The following is a 15,833-nucleotide window of genomic DNA, read 5'->3' on the forward strand; positions in this document are numbered from 1 at the left end:
CCCGGGAGGTACCGGAGATGGCTCGACGTGATGTGGAGTTCACCGGCGAGGACGTGACCCTGCGCGGCTGGTTCTACCCGGCCGAGGGCGCCGACGGGGCCGCGCCGGTGGTCGTGATGGCGCACGGCTTCTCCGCGGTGAAGGAGATGTACCTCGACAAGTACGCGGAGGCGTTCTCCGCGGCCGGGCTGAACACGCTGGTCTTCGACAACCGCAACTTCGGTGCCAGCGACGGCGAGCCGCGCCAGGAGATCGACCCGATCCAGCAGGTCCGCGACTACCGGCACGCGATCACCTACGCGCAGTCGTTGCCCGAGGTGGATCGCAGCAGGGTCGGGGTATGGGGTTCGAGCTACTCCGGCGGGCACGTCCTGGTCGTCGCCGCGATCGACAAGCGGGTCGGCGCCGTGGTCTCACAGGTCCCGCTGGTGTCCGGCCACGAGAACATCCGGTCGCTGGTGCGCTCGGACTTCATCGGTGGCTTCCGGGAGATGTTCGATCAGGACCGCGAGGCCCGCGGCCGGGGCGAGGCGCCGGCGATGGTGCCGGTGGTCGACAAGGACCCGCTCGCCCCGTCCGCGCTGCCGACGCCGGACTCGTACCAGTGGTTCACCGAGACCCACGAGCAGCGCGCCCCGTCCTGGCGGAACGAGGTCACCCTGCGCACCGTGGAGATGCTCTCCGAGTACGAGCCGGGCGCCTGGATCCACCGGATCGCCCCGACCCCGCTGCTGATGCTGGTCGCGAAGGACGACGTGCTCACCCCGACCGAGCTGGCGATCGGCGCGTTCGGGAACGCCCGGGAGCCGAAGAAGCTGGTCGTGCTGCCGGGCGGGCACTTCGACGCCTACGTGAACGGCTTCGAGGAGTCCTCGGTCCCGGCGACGGACTGGTTCGCCACGCACCTCAACGGCTGAGAGGGCGCGATCCCGGCGTCCGGCTCCCGAGGAATCCGATGCGGCGCTCGCGGCCGCCCCGGTGACCGAGACTCCGCATCGGCGGTGCGGGTACCGAGGAGGCCGCTCGCGCCGCGCAGCAGCGATGTCAGGTCGGGTCGGGCACGTAGAACGCGGTGGTGGCCGCGACCGCGGCCGCGACCTGCTCGGGTTCGCCACCGGCGGCCAGGTGGGCCCGGCCCCAGGCCGCGGCGCTGCGCCGGCTGAACTCGCGCCCGTCGGACGATTTCCCGAACTCCTCGTGATCGGCGATCTCACCATCGGCCAGCAGCCGGGCCAGCGTGAGCAGAGCCAGGTCCCAGCCGACGCCGCCGGCGCCGGGGCCGTAGGTCGGGAACATGGGCTCGCCGACGGCCGCCGCGTGGATCAGCGTGAACTCGGTGCCGCCGGTCGGGTCCGGGGCCAGGCGCACGTCGACCTCGCTCGTGCCGGGCCAGGCGTCGGCCTCCGGACCGAAGAGCCAGGACACCCCCAGCAGCCGCGGCGGCTCGCACCGGAGGATCTCGCCGTGCTCACCGCCCTCCAGCTCGAACGTCCCGCCCAGCCGGAGGTCTCCGGTGACCGGCCGCAGCCAGCGGCGCAGTCGCTCGGGACGGGTGATGGCATCCCAGACGTCGTCGATCTCCGCGTCGTATCGGCGCCGCAGCTCCACGGTGTAGGCCTCGCCGGCCGGCAGGCTGCCCGTGCCCATCCGCCGGTGTACGGCGGCGAGCTCGTCCAGTACGTCCTTCATGGTCAGGTCCTCTCGCCGGGTGGATCGGCGCAGCCCGGATCGGTGCCGGGCTCGGCCGGTGGAGTGGGGTCCGGGCCGGTCCGGGGCCGGCGTGCGCGCCTGCCCCGGGCCAGCTCGGTTCCCAGTGCGTCGAGGCGTTGCTCCCAGAACCGGCGGAACGGCTCCAGCCATGCGTCGACCTCGCGCAGCGGGGCGGGCTCGACGGCGTAGAACCGGCGGGTGCCCGCAGCGCGAACCGACGCGAACCCGCTGTCGCGCAGCACCCGAAGATGCTGGGAGACAGCTGGTTGGGAGATGGAGAACTCGGCCCGGATGACGTCCGTGATCGCCCCGGAGGTCTGCTCGCCGTCGGTGAGCAGCTCCAGTATGCGACGGCGAACGGGGTCGCCGAGGATGTCGAACGCGTGCACGATCCCGACTATCCCGTCTGTTGCTTATATAAGTCAAGACTGCATGGTGTCGGCTCGGGTATCTCCGTGCAGGTGGTCGTCGTCCGGCGCGCTGGAGTCGGTCTCCGGGGCTCGACCGGGGGCGGACGGGGTGCCCGCCCTGGTCGCCGCCACGTGTCGGAGCATCTCCACGGCCGCCTGCTGGAGCGGTGAGAAGAACTTCGACTCCCGGTGGAACAGTCCGATGCCCTCGACCAGGTGCGCATCGGTGATCGCGACGCTGCGCAACCGGCCGGCGTCGACGTCGTCGGCGACGGCGTAGGACGGGGCGAGGCACCCCCATCCGTTCGCGGCCACGGCGCGCTTCATGGCCTCGGCGTGCCCGAGCCGCATGACGTAGCTCAGCTCGTCCATCCCGTGGCTCCGCAGCTGCGCGCCCAGCGTGCGGTCGAACGCCACGCCCGCGGGGACTCCCACGAGCGGCAGATCGGCCACCCCGGCGAGGGTGATCTCGTCACCGTCCGGTGGCCCGTCCGGGGCGGCGGCGAGCACCAGCGGCTCCTCCCACAGCTTCTCGGCGTGCAGCGGATCGGGTTCGAGCTCGTCGGACCAGGTGGCGACGGCGAAGTCCGCGTTGCCGGTCGCCACGCTGCGCAGCGCCGCCGCCGGCTCGCTGATGTGGGCGGTGATGTCGGCCCCGGCCCGCTCGTGGCGCAGTGCGGTGAGCAGCGGGGGCACCAGGTAGGTGCCGATCGCCATGCTCGTGGCCACCGTCAATGACCCGGCGAGGCCCGCGCTCAGGTTCTCGATGTCGCGGCGGACCTGGGTGCTGCCGGCGAGCACGTCGGCGGCCCAGAGGTGGAATCGGTGCCCGGCCTCGGTCAGCGCCAGGCGCCGGCCGTCCCGGACGAACAGTGGGGCGTCGACGGCCTTCTCCAGGATCCGCAGCTGCGCCGACACCCACGGCTGCGCCACCCGCAGCCGCTCGGCGGCACGGGTCACGCCCCCTTCCTGGACCACGGTGCAGAACAGGTCGAGGCGACGCAGCTGGAGGTGAAGCATACGAAGAATCGTATCGATTCATTGCAAGACTCGTCATGGTGTTATGTGATGCGGCTCCCTAGCGTCCGTTCACACCACCACGGACGAGGAGGTCTGCGATGAACCCGCTGTTCGGCGGCAGCACCCTCAAGCTCGGCCTGTTCTGCACCAACGGCCCCGGTGCGTCCCAGACGCTGGTGCCGGAGGCGCACGACACGGCGTGGAGCATGTCGTTACGGACAGCGCAGGCGGCCGACCGCGCCGGCCTCGAGGCGGTCGTTCCGTTCGCCCGCTGGAAGGGCTATCCGGAGAACCGGCCCGAGCACCGGTCCGGGCGCGTGCTGGACCCGTTCACCTGGGCGGCCGGGATCGCCGCCGCCACCACGGACATCGGTGTCTTCGCCACCTCGCACGCCCCGACGCTGCACCCGATCGTCGCCGCGAAGCAGGCGGCGACCGTCGACCACATCTCCGGCGGCCGCTTCGCGCTGAACGTGGTGGGCGGCTGGAACAAGCCGGAGCTGGAGATGTTCGGGGCTCCGCTGCGTGAGCACGACGAGCGCTACCGCCAGCTCGACGAGTGGCTGCAGGTGGCCCGCAGGCTCTGGACCGAGACCGACGAGTTCGACTTCCACGGCTCGTTCTACGACGTCGTCGGCGGTGTGTCGGAACCGAAGCCGGTCCAGCCCGCGATCCCGATCATGAACGCCGGCGGCTCACCGCGGGGCATGCGCTTCGCCGCCGAGCACGCCGACCTGTGCTTCGTGATCGTGCACTCGGAGGACGAGGCGCAGATCCGCGACCAGATCCAGGGCTACAAGCAGATGGCCCGCGACGAGTTCGGCCGCGAGGTCCGGGTCTGGACCCACACGGTCGTCGTGCAGCGGGACACCGTCGCCGAGGCCGAGGCGTACTACCGGCGGTTCTCGGTCGAGCAGCAGGACGTCGAGAGCGTCGACGCCTGGATGCGGCTGCAGGCCGCGAACACCGAACTGATGCCCCCGGCCGTCATGGAGGCCATGCGGCAGCGCTTCGCCGCGGGAGCCGGCGGGTTCCCGCTGGTCGGCACCGCCGACACGATCGCCGACCGGCTCGGCATGCTCAGCCGGGCCGGGATCGAGGGGGCGTTGCTGACCTGGGTGGACTACGACGCCGGCATCGCCGACCTCGCCCGGGACGTGCTGCCGCTGCTCGAGGGGGCCGGGCTGCGCTCGCCGGTCGCCCGGAGCGCGGCGCGCAGCGTCCTGCCGGAGCCGGCGGTGACCGGATGAGGCTCGCCCGCTTCCACACCCCGTCCGGGGAGCCCGGCTTCGGCGTCGTCGAGGGGGACCGGGTCGTGCGGCTGGACCACCGGATCGCCTCGTTCGAGTCGGTGCTGGCCGAACGGCCGCAGCCGCGCGCCGACGACCCCCGGGGCCCGGCGGCCGGCCTGCGGTGGGCCCCACCCGTCGGGGACCACCCGAAGATCGTCTGTGTCGGCTTCAACTACGCGGCCCACGCCGCGGAGTCGGAGCGCTCACCGGACGGGACCCCGCAGCGGCCGACGTTGTTCACCCGGTTCACCGACTCGTTCGTCGGAGCGGGCACGCCCGTGGTCCGGCCGGCGCTCGACGACTCGCTGGACTGGGAGGGCGAGGCCGCGCTGGTGATCGGCGCGGCGGGGCGCCGGATCGCCGCCGAGGATGCCTGGCGGCACGTCGCCGGCGTCACCTGTGTGGCCGAGAACAGCGTCCGCAACTGGCAGCTGCACTCGGGTCAGGCGACCGCCGGCAAGAACTGGCACCACAGCGGCGCCGTGGGCCCGTGGGTCACGACCACCGATGAGGTCGGCACCGGACCGCTGCGCGTCACCACCCGGCTCAACGGGGCGACGGTGCAGGACGACACCACCGACCGGCTCACCTTCGGCTTCGCCGAGCTGGTCGCCTACGTCAGCACGTTCACGCCGCTGCGGCCCGGCGACCTGATCGCGACCGGCACACCGCAGGGCATCGGGCTGCGCCGTGACCCGCCGCGGTTCCTGCGCCCCGGCGACGAGATCGAGGTCGAGGTCTCCGGCGTGGGCGTCCTGCGGCACGGCGTGGTCGACGAGACACCGGCCCCACTGGGCCGCGAGATGCTGGAGGCGACCCGGTGAAGCTCTGGACCGAGGACGACGTGCGGTCCCGGCTGACCCTGCCCCAGGTGATCGACTCGCTGGAGGCGGTGCTGTCCCACGAGGCGGCCGGCTCCGCGTGGAACCTGGACAAGACCATGACGACCTGGCCGGACGGCGAGGCCCGAGGCAGCGCGCACGCGCTGGGCGCGCTCGACCGCGACGCCGATCTGGCGATCTTCAAGACCTGGGTGAACACCCCGGCCGGTGCGAGCGCGCTGATGACCGTGTTCACCGCGGGCGACGGCGCGACCCTCGGCGTCGCCGAGGCGGGTGCGGCCGGTGCGCTGCGGACCGCGGCGATCTCCGGCGTGGCGACCCGCCTGATGGCCGACCCGGACGCCGACGAGCTCGCCGTGCTGGGTGCGGGACGCCAGGCGTTGCGCCAGGTCGAGGCCGTCGCGGCGGTCCGCCCGCTGCGGCGGGTCCGGCTGTGGAACCGCACCACCGACCGCGCCCACACGCTGGCCGAGCAGGTCCGCGACGAGCTGGGACTCGAGGTCGTCGTCGCCGGGTCGGTCGACGAGGCGACCCGGGACGCCCCGGTCGTCACCCTGGTCACCCGCGCCGCGGAGCCGTTCCTGCGGCCCGAGCACCTCGCGCACGGCGCCCACCTGAACGCGGTCGGCGCGATCCTGCCCGGCTACGCCGAGTTCGACCCGGCGCTGCTGCGGGAGTCCGCGCTGACCGTGGTGGACAGCGAGGGCAACGCGCGACGCGGGTCCCGCGAGCTGCGCGAGTTCTTCGGGCCGGCGGACGACGCCGACTGGGGGGCCGTTCGCCGGCTCTGCGACGTCGTCGCCGGGAAGGCCGAGCGGCCCTCCGGCGCCCGCGTGACGGTGTTCAAGGGGATGGGCATGGGCCTGTCCGACCTGGCGGTCGCCCGCCTGATCGTGGGAGGACCCCGGTGAAGTTCCGCAGCGACCCCGTCCGGATCCGGGGGTCCATCGCCCCGGTCATCACCCCGTTCACCGACGACGGCGCGCTCGACCTCGCGTCCCTGCGCGGGCTGGTCCGGTGGCAGCTCGAGTCCGGCTCGCACGGCGTCTCGATCGGCGGCTCCACCGGGGAGCCGTCGGCGCAGACCGTCGCGGAGCGGATCGAGGCGATTCGCGCCGTCGCCGCCGAGATCGACGACGCCGTGCCGTTCCTGCCCGGCACCGGCTCGGCGAAGCTGGACGAGACCCTCGAGATCACCGCCGCCGCCCGGGACGCCGGCGCCGACGCCGCCCTGGTGATCACGCCCTACTACGCCCGCCCGACGCAGGAAGCGCTCTACCGGTGGTACCGCACGATCGCCGCGGAGTTCCCCGACCTGCCGATCGTGATCTACAACGTGCCGTCCCGGACGGCCGTCGACGTCGCCCCGGAGACGGTGGCCCGGCTGTTCGCCGACTGCGAGAACGTGGTCGGGATCAAGGAGACCACCAAGGACTTCGAGCACTTCTCCCGGGTGCTGCACCTGTGCGGGCGCGAGCTGCTGGTGTGGTCGGGCATCGAGCTGCTCGGTCTGCCGCTGCTCGCGCTCGGCGGGGCCGGGTTCATCTCCGCGGTGTCCAACCTGGCCCCGTCGGCGGTCGCCCGGATGTACGAGGCCTGGGAGTCGGGCGACCACGAGGCCGCCCGCGAGCTGCACTACGGCCTGCACCCGTTGGTCGATCTCCTGTTCGTCGAGACCAACCCGGCTCCCGCGAAGTGGGTCCTGCACCGGCAGGAGCGCCTGGCCTCGGCGCACGTCCGGCCCCCGTTGCTCCCGCTCAGTGACGATGGTGTGCCCCGGGTCCGCGCCCTGCTCGAGCAGGGCGCGGCGGTCCTCGGACGGTCCTGAGCCCCACCCGCGCCCGTCCCGGGCCCACCCGAGGAGAGACGACGATGTCCCCGCCCGCAGGCTCCGCCCCGACCCCGACCCCGACCCCGACCCCGATCCCGACCCCGACCCCGACCCCGACCCCGACCCCGACCCCGACCCCGACCACAGACGCAGCCCCGACCCCGCCCCGGCGAGCCCGCACGGTGGCGCTGGCGGGACTGATCGGCACCACGATCGAGTGGTACGACTTCTTCATCTACGGCATGGCCGCCGCCCTGGTGTTCGCCCCGCAGTTCTTCCCCGGGGCGTCCCCGGTCGCCGGCACGCTGGCCGCGCTGTCCACCTTCGCCATCGGCTTCGTCGCCCGCCCGATCGGGGGCGCGCTGATGGGGCACTTCGGTGACCGCGTCGGCCGCCGGAGCATGCTCGTGCTCTCACTGCTGATCATGGGCGTGGGGACGCTGCTGATCGGGCTGCTGCCGACCTACGCCACCATCGGCATCGCGGCACCGATCCTGCTGGTGGTGCTGCGGTTCGCCCAGGGGATCGGGGTCGGCGGCGAGTGGGGCGGTGCCACCCTGCTCGCCCTGGAACACGCGCCGCCGTCGCGGCGCACGCTGTACAGCTCGTTCCCGCAGGTCGGCCTGCCGCTCGGGGTCGTGCTCGCGAGCCTGGTGTTCCTGCTCGTCCGGCTCTCGGTCGACGAGGCCGCGTTTGTCGCGTGGGGCTGGCGCATCCCGTTCCTGATCAGCGCCGGGCTCGTGGTGTTCGGGCTGGTGCTGCGCCTCAAGCTGGACGAGAGCCCGCAGTTCACCCGGGTCCGGAGCCGGGAGCAGGTGCGGCGGTCCCCGCTGGGCGACGTGCTTCGCGCCCCCCGCACGCTCCTGCCCGCGTCCGGGATCAACATCGTCGTCTCCGGGCTGGCGAACATCATGCTCGTGTTCACCCTGAGCTACGTCGCGACCCGCCAGCTCGTCGGCTCGTCGGCGATGCTCGCGATCACCGTGGTCACCGCGCTGGTCTGGGCCGGCGTCATCCCGCTGGCGGCGATGCTGGCCGAGCGGCACGGCCGGAGACCGCTGCTGCTGGCCGGCGCCGGGCTCCTGACCGTGTGGGCCTTCCCGTACTTCTGGCTGATCGACACCGGGTCCGTCGCCGGTGTGCTCACGGCGTGTGTCGTGACCGGGATCGGGGTGGCGATCGCCTCCGGCCCGTACGGCGCCTACATCGCGGAGGCCTTCCCGACGGCGGTGCGCTACAGCGGCTCGTCGGTGGCGTACGCGATCGGCGGCGTGCTCGGCGGTGCGATCGCCCCGATCGTCGCGACGGCCCTGTTCGCGGTGACGGGCAACGGCACGGCGATCTCGGCCTACGTCGTCGTGCTGGGCCTCGTGAGCATCGCCGCCGTACTGCTCCTGCGCACCCCCCACCCGGACGTGACGGACGGCCCGGCCGCCGCCACCGCGCCCACCACGGCGACGGCGGACCCGGCGCCCCGCTCCGCGCGATGATCTCGAAGGAGACCACTGTGGACAGTAATGTCGCGAATAAGGAGATCCTGACCAACGCCTTCTACATGGCGACGCCGTCGCAGTCCTGGACCGGTCTCTGGGCGCACCCCGGGTCCGACGCCATGAGCTACAACAGGCTCGGCTTCTGGACCGACCTGGCGCGCACCGCGGAACGCGGCCTGATCGACGGCATCTTCCTCGCCGACGGGCTCGGCATCCACGACGTCTACCGGGGGTCGCCGGACGCGATCATGCGGGCCGGTGGGATGTTCCCGGTCAACGACCCGATGATGATGATCCCGGCGATGGCGGCGGCCACATCGGACCTGTGCTTCGGGGTGACCGCCAACTCCAGCTACGAGCCCCCGTACCTGCTGGCGCGCAGGTTCTCCACGCTCGACCACCTCACCGAGGGACGGGTGAGCTGGAACGTCGTCACGGGGTTCCAGCCCTCAGCCGCGCGGGCGATGGGGGTCGAGCCCGTTCGGCACGACCAGCGTTACGACGTGGCCGAGGAGTACATGGACCTCATGTACCGGCTGTGGGAGCAGAGCTGGGAGGACGGCGCGGCGGTCCGGGACCGGGAGCGCCGGGTGTTCACCGATCCCGCCCGGGTGCACCGCATCCGGACCGAGGGCCGCTACGCCTGCGAGGCGTTCCACCCGTGCGAGCCGTCGCCGCAGCGCACGCCGTTCATCTACTCGGCGGGCGCGTCGGCGCGGGGCATGCGCTTCGCCGGCACGCACGCCGAAGCCGCCTTCATGTCGGTGAGCGACAAGGGCCACGCGAGCCGGATCGTCGACGGGTACCGCAAGGCCGCCGTCGACGCCGGCCGCGGTGCCGACAGTGTGAAGGTCTTCAACGCGATCACCGTCGTCGTCGCCCCGACCGAGGCCGAGGCCCGCGACATCGAGGCGCAGTGCCGCGAGTTCAGCGACGGCGAGGGCAACCTCGCGATGCTCTCCGGGTTCATCGGTCAGGACCTGTCGAAGTACGGCTGGGACGATCCGGTCGAGCACGTCGAGAGCGACGCGATGCAGTCCGTGCTCGACGCCATGACCCGTGAGAACGGGGGCCGCACGGTCCGGATCCGGGACATCGCGTCGTTCAGCGGGCTGGCCGGCAGCGAGGCCTATGTGGTCGGCTCGCCCTCCCAGGTCTGCGACGAGCTGATCTCCTGGGTCGACGGGACCGGTATCGACGGCTTCAACCTGGTCCGCACGATCGAGCCGGGCGGGCTCCGCTCGTTCACCGAGCTCGTCGTGCCGGAGCTGCAGGACCGCGGCCGCTACAAGACCGCGTACCGGCCGGGCACCTTCCGCGAGAAGCTGTTCCCGGACGGTGGGCCGCACCTGCCCGCCGACCACATCGGATCCCGGTACCGGCGCACCGGCGTCGCGGCGGGCGGGTCGGCCTCGTGACGAACGCCGTGGACTTCGACCCCTACTCCGCGCACCTGAGCGAACCCGGGGTGTGGGACGCCTACGCCGCCGCCCGCGCAGCCGGGCCCGCCGCGTGGTCGGGTCGCCGTGGTGGCTTCTGGGTGCTGACGCGGTTCGACGACGTCCGCGCCGCACTGCGCGACCCGCAGACGTTCTCGTCGGGCTCGGGCCACCGGATCCCGACCGACGGCAGCCAGCGGGCGATCCCGATCGACTTCGATCCGCCCCTGCACACCGCCTACCGCCGGCTGATGACCGCAGCACTGTCCCCGGCACGGGTACGGGAGCTGAAACCGTTCCTCGAACGCACCGTCGCCGACCTCGTCGACCGGTTCGTCGCGGCGGGTGGCGGCGAGTTCGTCCGCGAGGTCGCGCTGCCGCTGCCGCTGCTCGTGCTCACCGAGCTCATCGGTTTCGACCCGGCGACCGTCGCTCAGTTCCGCGCCGTCACCGAGCAGATGTGGTCGGGCCTCGCCGACGACGACGAGGAGGTCGACTTCGCCGGTGCGCGGGCCCGCGTCGACGAGCTGATGCGGACCGAGATCGCCGCGCACCGCGCCGACGGGCGGACGGGCTTCGTCACCGACCTGCTCGACGCCGAGATCGACGGGCGCCCGCTCGACGAGGACGAGATCATCAGCATCCTCGTCACCTTCGCCGTCGCCGGGCACGAGACCACGATGAACTCGGCGAGCACCCTGGTGCACCTGCTCGTCACCGAGCCCGGCCAGCAGGACCGGTTACGGGCGGACCCCGGCCTGGCACCCCGGTTCGTCGAGGAGATGCTGCGCCACCGCAGCCCGGCCCAGAACTTCGCGCGCCGGGCGACCTGCCCGGCCGGCGTCGGTGGGCAGGACATCGCCACCGGCGATGCGGTCCTGCTGTCCTTCGCCGCGGCCAACCGGGACCCGGAGCGCTTCGCCGACCCGGACCGCTTCGACCCAGACCGGGACACCCGCGGCCATCTCGGATTCGGCTGGGGCATCCACCAGTGCATGGGGGCCGCGCTGGCGCGCTCGGAACTGGCGATCCTGCTCACCCGGCTCTGCGCCCACCCGCCGGTCGCGGCGGACGGCGAGGTGCGCTGGAGCGGTCTGCAGGGCGGCAACCACCTCGGCCCCACGACGTTGCCGGTCCGGTTCGGCCCGGCCCGCACCGAGAAGGGATGACCCGACGATGAGCTACCGCGTGCACATCGACGAGACGCTGTGCTTCGGCTACGGCAACTGCATGGTCACCGCCCCCGAGGTGTTCGACCTCGACGCCGACACGAGCATCGCCGTCGTCCTGCCCGGCCGCCCGGTCGACGAGGACGGCCCGGCCCTGCGCGAGGCCGTGGCGGACTGCCCGGCGCGAGCCATCGCGCTGCACCGGACCTGACCCCTGCCGGCACCGAGCCGGCCCGAGTCGTACCGGACACACCACACGGAGAGGAACGCACATGACCGCCACTGACGTGTCCCACGCCGTCGCCACGGTGGGGGAGGGACCCGCGCAGCCCACCCCCTGGGCGCCGCTGAGGATCACCGCGGCCGAGATCCGGGAGACCGTCGACCGGCTGTCCCAGGGGGCCGCCCCCGCCAACGGCCGGCGGTCGGCGGTGCTGGTGCACCCCGAGTCGGGCACCGGCCGCAGCTTCGCCCCCGGGGTGGAGGTCGTGATCGAGGTGTTGCTGCCCGGCGAACGGACGACACCGGTGCGCCGCAACTCCAGCCTCGTCCAGATCGGGATCGAGGGTTCCGGGACCGTCCGGGTCGGGGACACGTCGCTGGAGCTGGACACCCGCGACGTGGTGAGCGTGCCCTCGATGAAACCGCACCGGTTCGAGAACACCGGCGAGCAGCGGTGGACCCGGCTGGCGTACTCCAACGCCCCGCTGCTGGAGTTCCTCGGCACCCACTACTGGGAGGAGCTCTCCGAGGACTGGATCCCCGGGGTCCCGGTCGACGGGCCGATCGACATGGACGAGGCCGACGAGGTCGCCGACCGCGGCTCCGCACCCGACCACGAGGTGTCGCCGACCGGGGCGCGCCTGCGCGGCTACGAGTACCTGGTCGACATCGAGCCCGTGCCGAACCGGCCGCTGCACTGGCCCTACCGGCCCGTCGCGGACCTGATGTCGCAGACCCTCGGCGACGGCAGGCGCACGATCATGGCGCTCTACAACCCGGCGACCGAGCGGCGGCAGGGGGCGACCGGCAGCTTCTTCGTCACCCTCTCCCGCATCCCGCAGGGTGCCCGGCCGCGGCCGGAGGGGCCCGGCCACCGGCACAGTTCCGTCGCCATCAACTACCACCTCGACGGCACCGGCTACTCGGTCGTCGACGGGCAGCGAATCGACTTCGAGCCGGGCGACCTGCTGCTGTCCGCGCCGTCCTGGCGGGAGCACGCGCACTACCCGAGCGAGACCGGGCTGACCGTCTACACGGTCCAGGACCACCCGCAGCACATCGGCATGGAGTCGCTGATCTGGCAGGAGGACCTGCGCGGGCCGATCCTCGCGCTCGGGCTGGAGAAGGGACAGACCGGCTACGTCGCGCCGCGGAACTGGGACGACCGGTAACCGAACTGCGGGGGGCACGCTCCACCCGGCGTCGACGTGGGGGATCGGCTGAGCGCGGTCCCGCCGCGGGCAGGGACCTTCGCGATACGCTCGCGCGGCGAACAGGAGGTCCGGATGCCGATCGAGGCGACACACTCGGACGGCCGATCGGTCCGGCGCGGGACCCTCGCCGTGGATCGCGAGGGGCTGGTTTTCGAGCCGGCCCGGGCGTCGGGGGGCCGGCGGCTCCGCCTCCCGGCCGAGACACTGCGGCGGACGTCGGTGGAAGGGCGCGTGTCCGGCCGGGACGTGATACCCCGCCGGCGAGTGCGGGTCGACTCCGTGGGTGGGGTCGGGCACTGGTTCGTGGTCCATGATCCGGATGCGACGGCGTCGCTGATCGAGGCCGTGACGGCCGATCCGCCGCCGCACCCCGCGATCGTCGAGCGGAGGCGTCGCGACGCCGGCCGCCGGAATCCGCTGGGCTTCCTCCGATGCCAGCTGGTGCTGGTCCTGCTGCTGATCGGCGGAGCTGCGATCCGGGCACTCGAACCCGGGGCCATCGGGATCGCCGACGTCATGATCGTGGTCGGTACGACGCTGATGGCGGCCTACGTCCTGCTGGAGATGTGGCGGTATCGCCGTTATCGGTTGACACCGTGATCGTCCACGGGACTGGCTGGAAGTGACCTGCGACGCAGTGCCCGGCTGGGTGCCCGTCTCGTGGTGTCGCCGCTTCTGCTGCTCCGGATCACGAGGTTGCGTAGCGAGGCCGTGACCTGTGGGCTCAGGCCGCCGCAGCGTCGGTACGGTCCTCGGCATCGAAGCCGAACGCTGTGCGTGCCCGCCGGGGAGGCGATCCATTGCGCGATGACCGTCTCGGCGGTGGCGTGATCGGGAGCCGGGGTCGCTTCGGCGATCTGGGCCCGGTCGGGGCCGGCTCGCCGCCGAGGCCGACGAGACTCGGTGGGCCCTGCGCGCGGGTTCCGGTGCGGGGGAGGCCCCGGGGCGTCACGCCCTGCCGAGCAGCGCCAGGCCGACCGGACCGGGCGGCAGCAGCGCGGACACCCGCACCGTGCCGTCGGTGCGCATCTCGGCGGTCGTCTCCCGCCCCAGGACGCGGACCCGGTAGCGGCCCGCGGCGGGCAGCAGGGGCGACGTCGGACGGACGGTGCCGCGGTCGTGGTGACCGGTGATCTCGTGCGCCCGGCCGAGTACCGCGGCGGCAGCCGCGACGTCCCCGCGGGAGACGAGCTCGCGCACCCGGGTCGACGAGCACCCCGCGAGCAGCGGCACGCCGTGCGCCTCGAACCCGTGCCGCGGGCCGAGCCGGCGCAGCAGCGTCACGTCGCCCGCCCCGCGGCGGCCGAACCGGAAGTTCGCACCGACCACCACGTCGCTCGCCCGCAGGCCCCGCACCAGGACCTCCCGGACGAAGTCGACGGCCGGGGTGTCGGCGACGGCCTCGCAGAACGGCAGCACCAGCACGGCGTCCGCGCCGCGTTCGAGGGCCAGCTCCGCGCGCTGCTCCAGCGACACGATGGCGGTGGTGTCGCGGCCGGGCCCGGCGATCGTCGCCGGATGCGGGTCGAACGTGGTGAGCACGACCGGGAGACCCCGCCGCCCGCCGAGCTCGACGGCGCGGCCGAGCAGGCGGGCGTGGCCACGGTGCAGGCCGTCGAACACCCCGAGCGTGACGACCGAACGGCCCCAGCTCCACGGGATCTCCCGGGGCCCGTACCAGTAGGCCCGTTCCGGATCGGTGCGCAGTGCCGCCGTCATCGTCGACCTCCGGGACGGGTGGGTGTCAGATCGCCGACGGGTGCGGGCACAACGGGGTGACCTGCACCGTCATGTACGGGAAGAGCGGGAGGTTCCACAGCAGCTCGTGCAGCTCGTCGGTGGACTCCACGTCGAAGATGCTGACGTTGGAGTACTGCCCGACGACGCGCCAGATGTGGAGCCACTTGCCCTGCTGTTGCAGGCCCTGCGAGTACGCCTTCTCCCGGGCGATCGTGTCCGCCCGCACGTCGGGATCGAGGTCACGGGGGATGGCGACGTCCATCGTCACGTGGAAGAGCATCACGACCTCCGGAACGCCCGGATCTTGTCCGGGTCGAGGGTGATCCCGAGGCCGGGGCCCTCGGGAAGGTGCAGGTGCCCGTCGGCGTAGCGGAGCGGCTCGGTGAGCATCTCCTCGGCCATGAGCAGTGGGCCGAACAGCTCGCTGCCCCAGGTCACCCCGGGTGCGGCACAGGCGAACTGTAACGAGGCCGCGGTGCCGACGGGCGACTCGATGGAGGTGGCGCCGTGCGACGGGATCCCCGCGGCGGCGCCGATCGCGGCGATCTCCATGCTGGCCCGCAGGCCACCGCACTTGGTGGTCTTGACGGCGAGGATGTCGGCCGCCCGCAGCCGGGCGACCCGTAGCGCGTCGACCGGCGTGCGGACGGTCTCGTCGGCCATTACCGGGACCCGGAGCGCGGCGTTGATCTCGGCGAGGGCCTCGATCTCGTTCCCCGGTACCGGCTGTTCGATCATCTCGATGCCCGCGTCGGCGAGTGCCGGCAGGTGGGTGAGCGCGGTCAGCCGGTCCCAGCGGGCGTTGATGTCGACCCGCACGCCGGCCACGCCGGCCAGTTTCTCGGCGACCGCGCAGACCCGGGCGACGTCGGCGGCCGGGTCCTGGGCGCCCATCTTGAGCTTGAACGAGTGGTGCTGATCGGCGTAGAGCTTGGCGAGAGCTTCCTCGACGACGACCGGAGCGGGCTCGGTGCCCAGTGCCCAGGTCACCGGGACCGACGTCCGGGCCGGGCCACCGAGCAGGGTGTGCACCGGAACGTCGAGCGCGCGGGCCCAGGCGTCGTGCAGGGCGATCTCCACCGCGGCCTTGGCGAAGAGGTTGGCGGCGACCACGTCGGTGACGTCGCGCAGGATGCGCTGCACGTGATCGGCCTGGCGTCCGACGAGTACCGGCGCGATGTACCGCTCGATCACGAGCTGCATGGTCTCGACGGACTCGCCGCCCCACCACGGCCCGGCGGGCACCACGCCCTCGCCCACACCGGTGATCCCGCCGGCCGTGTGGACGAAGACGTAGAGGACCGGCTGGGCGTCCATGCCGACCCGGGCGAAGCGGTGCGGCCGCCGCAACGGGATGTCGAGCAGCACGGTCTCGACGCGATCGATGCGCAGGTCGCTCACGACTGTCCTCTCCGGGGGCTGGTGGCCCCGTGGTCTTCTCGGGTGATGCG

General features: G+C 72.8%; 17 protein-coding genes. 11 read left to right on the top strand and 6 right to left on the bottom strand.

The genetic code is table 11. The annotated features are described in order from the left end of the window. The first annotated feature begins 17 nt into the window (after positions 1 to 17). Positions 18 to 917 carry an alpha/beta hydrolase gene (locus Pdca_RS06440; protein ID WP_085916604.1) on the top strand — a complete coding sequence of 300 codons (900 nt, stop codon included), beginning with the start codon at positions 18 to 20 and terminating at the stop codon, positions 915 to 917. A gap of 127 nt (positions 918 to 1,044) precedes the next feature. Here Pdca_RS06440 and Pdca_RS06445 read toward each other — a convergent pair whose 3' ends face one another. Genes Pdca_RS06445 through Pdca_RS06455 form a run of 3 tightly spaced genes read right to left on the bottom strand, consistent with a single transcriptional unit; the run spans position 1,045 to position 3,140 of the window. Continuing rightward, entirely contained in the window at positions 1,045 to 1,689 is a 645-nt protein-coding gene (locus tag Pdca_RS06445; protein WP_166665907.1) for an SRPBCC domain-containing protein, read from the bottom strand. Between the two features lie 2 nt (positions 1,690 to 1,691). Further along, positions 1,692 to 2,099 carry an ArsR/SmtB family transcription factor gene (locus Pdca_RS06450; RefSeq protein WP_085916597.1) on the bottom strand — a complete coding sequence of 136 codons (408 nt, stop codon included), beginning with the start codon at positions 2,097 to 2,099 and terminating at the stop codon, positions 1,692 to 1,694. Positions 2,100 to 2,132: 33 nt separating this feature from the next. Beyond that, positions 2,133 to 3,140 carry a LysR family transcriptional regulator gene (locus Pdca_RS06455; protein WP_085916598.1) on the bottom strand — a complete coding sequence of 336 codons (1,008 nt, stop codon included), beginning with the start codon at positions 3,138 to 3,140 and terminating at the stop codon, positions 2,133 to 2,135. Between the two features lie 98 nt (positions 3,141 to 3,238). On the opposite strand from Pdca_RS06455, the gene Pdca_RS06460 reads away from it, so the two are divergent. The 10 genes from Pdca_RS06460 (at position 3,239) to Pdca_RS06505 (ending at position 13,242) form a co-directional block, all read left to right on the top strand. Then, positions 3,239 to 4,390, top strand: a complete 1,152-nt coding sequence (locus Pdca_RS06460) for an LLM class flavin-dependent oxidoreductase (RefSeq protein WP_085916599.1) — start codon at positions 3,239 to 3,241, stop codon at positions 4,388 to 4,390. Beyond that, the gene (locus Pdca_RS06465; protein ID WP_085916600.1) at positions 4,387 to 5,256 is read left to right on the top strand and encodes a fumarylacetoacetate hydrolase family protein; all 870 of its coding nucleotides are present in this window, start codon (positions 4,387 to 4,389) and stop codon (positions 5,254 to 5,256) included. The genes Pdca_RS06460 and Pdca_RS06465 overlap by 4 nt, the downstream gene beginning before the upstream one ends. Next, on the top strand, positions 5,253 to 6,185 hold the full coding sequence (locus tag Pdca_RS06470; RefSeq protein WP_085916601.1) for an ornithine cyclodeaminase family protein: 933 nt from the start codon (positions 5,253 to 5,255) through the stop codon (positions 6,183 to 6,185). Before Pdca_RS06465 ends, Pdca_RS06470 begins: the two co-directional genes overlap by 4 nt. Continuing rightward, positions 6,182 to 7,102 carry a 4-hydroxy-tetrahydrodipicolinate synthase gene (gene dapA / locus Pdca_RS06475; protein WP_085916602.1) on the top strand — a complete coding sequence of 307 codons (921 nt, stop codon included), beginning with the start codon at positions 6,182 to 6,184 and terminating at the stop codon, positions 7,100 to 7,102. The genes Pdca_RS06470 and dapA overlap by 4 nt, the downstream gene beginning before the upstream one ends. Before the next feature lie 44 nt (positions 7,103 to 7,146). After that, on the top strand, positions 7,147 to 8,595 hold the full coding sequence (locus tag Pdca_RS06480) for an MFS transporter (RefSeq protein WP_125911282.1): 1,449 nt from the start codon (positions 7,147 to 7,149) through the stop codon (positions 8,593 to 8,595). 17 nt (positions 8,596 to 8,612) lie between these two features. Beyond that, complete coding sequence (locus tag Pdca_RS06485; protein WP_232021441.1) at positions 8,613 to 10,016, top strand: NtaA/DmoA family FMN-dependent monooxygenase; 1,404 nt, start codon at positions 8,613 to 8,615, stop codon at positions 10,014 to 10,016. Next, a complete protein-coding gene (locus Pdca_RS06490) occupies positions 10,013 to 11,206 on the top strand; it encodes a cytochrome P450 (RefSeq protein WP_125911283.1) in 1,194 nt (397 codons plus the stop codon). Before Pdca_RS06485 ends, Pdca_RS06490 begins: the two co-directional genes overlap by 4 nt. Before the next feature lie 7 nt (positions 11,207 to 11,213). Continuing rightward, entirely contained in the window at positions 11,214 to 11,417 is a 204-nt protein-coding gene (locus Pdca_RS06495) for a ferredoxin (RefSeq protein WP_085913943.1), read from the top strand. 61 nt (positions 11,418 to 11,478) lie between these two features. Then, positions 11,479 to 12,600, top strand: coding sequence for a cupin domain-containing protein (locus Pdca_RS06500; RefSeq protein WP_085913944.1), 1,122 nt, complete (start codon positions 11,479 to 11,481; stop codon positions 12,598 to 12,600). A 306-nt stretch (positions 12,601 to 12,906) separates the two neighbouring features. Next, complete coding sequence (locus Pdca_RS06505) at positions 12,907 to 13,242, top strand: hypothetical protein (RefSeq protein ID WP_125911284.1); 336 nt, start codon at positions 12,907 to 12,909, stop codon at positions 13,240 to 13,242. A 348-nt stretch (positions 13,243 to 13,590) separates the two neighbouring features. Here Pdca_RS06505 and Pdca_RS06510 read toward each other — a convergent pair whose 3' ends face one another. From Pdca_RS06510 to Pdca_RS06520, 3 genes are read right to left on the bottom strand one after another with little or no spacing between them, the layout of a single operon-like run. Then, positions 13,591 to 14,361 (bottom strand): adenylyltransferase/cytidyltransferase family protein, encoded by a 771-nt coding sequence (locus Pdca_RS06510; RefSeq protein ID WP_085913946.1) that lies wholly within the window; start codon positions 14,359 to 14,361, stop codon positions 13,591 to 13,593. Positions 14,362 to 14,386: 25 nt separating this feature from the next. Then, a complete protein-coding gene (gene catC, locus Pdca_RS06515) occupies positions 14,387 to 14,662 on the bottom strand; it encodes a muconolactone Delta-isomerase (protein WP_085913947.1) in 276 nt (91 codons plus the stop codon). After that, positions 14,662 to 15,783: a muconate/chloromuconate family cycloisomerase gene (locus Pdca_RS06520; protein WP_085913948.1), complete on the bottom strand. Its 1,122-nt coding sequence runs from the start codon at positions 15,781 to 15,783 to the stop codon at positions 14,662 to 14,664. The genes catC and Pdca_RS06520 overlap by 1 nt, the downstream gene beginning before the upstream one ends. Positions 15,784 to 15,833: the final 50 nt, after the last annotated feature.

The organism is Pseudonocardia autotrophica (assembly GCF_003945385.1).
In the GTDB taxonomy this organism is placed as follows: domain Bacteria; phylum Actinomycetota; class Actinomycetes; order Mycobacteriales; family Pseudonocardiaceae; genus Pseudonocardia; species Pseudonocardia autotrophica.